Raw genomic sequence first — 2,063 nt, forward strand, 5'->3', positions numbered from 1 at the left:
CCGCGCGGCGCGGGCCAGGCAGGCGGGAATGGCCAGGCAGGCCGCCAGCATGGTCCACGCCAGCATCCACCCCGCAGCGGGCACCCAGGCCCCTATCACCGTGGCCAGCACGACCGCGGCCAGGGCGGCCACCGCCGTGGGGGCCAGTACATGCAGGAACACCGTGTCCAGCGCGTCCACATCGCCCGTCAGGCGGGCTACCAAGTCGCCGCTGCGGTAACGCCCCAGCTGGCGCGGTGTCAGGCGCACCAGGGAATCGAACACGCGGCTGCGCAGATCGGTCAGCAAGTGCAAAGTGGTGGCATGCCCTGCCAGCCGTTCGGCATAGCGCGAGGCAATCCGCACGAACGACAGCAGGCGGACCAGCGACGACGGCACGAACAGATTGAACATGGCGCCGGCGCCCGCCAGCGCGGCCGCGCTGAGAAACCAGCCCGATACGCCCAGCAGCCCCACCCCCGCCGCCACGGTCAGCAGCGCCAGGGCCAAGGCGGCCAGCAGGCCGGCCAGGCGGTGGCGGTACAGCGGCAATAGCAACATCAAGGCTTTCATGCGGGCTCCAGCCTGCCCTTTACCAGGCGCGCGCAGCGGGGCAGCCGCCGCGACACCGCCGAGGCATGCGTGGCCAGCAACAGAGTGCGGCCCTGCGCGAAGGCCAGGATCTCATCCAGCACGCGCGCCTGGGTGGAGTCATCCAGGTGCGCAGTGGGCTCGTCCAGCAGGATCAGGCCGGGGTCGCGCAGGAACAGCCGCGCCAGGGCCACGCGCTGCGCCTGCCCGCCCGACAGGCCCATGCCCCGGCTACCCAGCTGAGTCTCCAACCCTTCCGGCAAGTGTTGCGTGAACTCCAATACACAGGCGCGGCGGGCTGCCTCGCGCAACTGCTCGCCGCTGGCATCGGGCCGGCCCAACTGGATGTTCTCGGCAATGCTGCCCGCAAACAAATAGGGGCGCTGGCCCACCAGCGCCACGCGCTGGCGCAGCGCCGCCTCGTCCCAATCGGCCAGGGACACGCCGTCCAGTTGGATGTCTCCGTCGGCCGGACGCAGCCTGCATAGTGTTTCCAGCAAGGTGGACTTGCCCGCCCCGCTGGCTCCCATCAGTGCCAGGTGATCGCCCGCCTGTAATTCCAGATGCGCCGCGTCCAGCACGGGCGCCGGACGTCCGGCGGCATGCGCCGACAGGTTGCGCACCAGCAGGCCGGCCGGTCCGGGAGTGTGCGGCACGTAAGCGGAGCGAGCCTCGCGGCCCTCCGTATCGCCGGGCTCCGGCATGCGGGGCAGCCCGTCGAACGCCTTGGCAATCTGCGATGCGGCGGCGCGTGCCGCGGCGCGGTCATGGTAATGCGCGGCGAACTGCCGCAGCGGCGCATACACTTCCGGCGCCATCAGCAGACAGAAAAACCCAACCTGCAAGGTCAGCGGCGAGGCGCGCACGTCCAGGTAACCCAGGTACGTCAAGCCAAAATACACGGCCAGCCCAGCCACCCCCAGCGCCGCGAAAAACTCCAGTACGGCCGACGACAGGAACGCAATGCGCAGCACCGCCATCGTGCGGCGGCGCACCGCGTCGCTGGCGGCCGCCACCGACTGCGCCTCGGCTTCGGCCCTGCCATACAGTTTCAGCGTGGACAAACCCCGCAACCGGTCGGCGAAAAACCCCGACAGGCGGGCGAAGGCATGCAAATGCCGGCGGCTGGCGGCTTCGGCGCCCCAGCCCACCAGGGCCATGAACACCGGGATCAGGGGAGCGGTAACCAGCAGCAGCAGGCCCGCGATCCAGTCGAACGGCAGCAGCGCCACCGCGAAGGCAAGCGGCAGCACGGCCGCGGCGGCGGCGGCCGGCAAGTAGCGCGAGAAGAACCCGTCCAGCGCCTCGACCTGGTCGACGATGGCGCTGGCCAGTTCGCCCGACACCTGGGCACGCGACCAGGCCGGCCCGCGCGCGGTCAGGCGATCGAACAGAGCCAGCCGCACGCGTTGCTTGATGCCTTCCGCCGCGCGGGCGCCTGCGCGCTCGCCCAGCCAGGCCAGGCAGGCCCGTGCCAGGATCAGCGCTGCAAG

The 2,063-nt window shown here is 70.9% G+C and carries 2 protein-coding genes; both read right to left on the bottom strand.

Annotation, left to right across the window (positions count from 1 at the left end; genetic code table 11):
* Positions 1 to 552: ABC transporter transmembrane domain-containing protein (locus LPZ50_RS24475; RefSeq protein WP_268903633.1), on the bottom strand; the 552-nt coding region annotated here is incomplete at its 3' end.
* A partial coding sequence (cydD, locus tag LPZ50_RS24480; RefSeq protein WP_230665434.1) for a thiol reductant ABC exporter subunit CydD occupies positions 549 to 2,063 on the bottom strand: 1,515 nt, incomplete at its 5' end. The genes cydD and LPZ50_RS24475, both read right to left, overlap by 4 nt.

It is taken from the genome of Bordetella petrii (genome assembly GCF_020991325.1).
Lineage (GTDB): Bacteria > Pseudomonadota > Gammaproteobacteria > Burkholderiales > Burkholderiaceae_B > Bordetella_A > Bordetella_A petrii_E.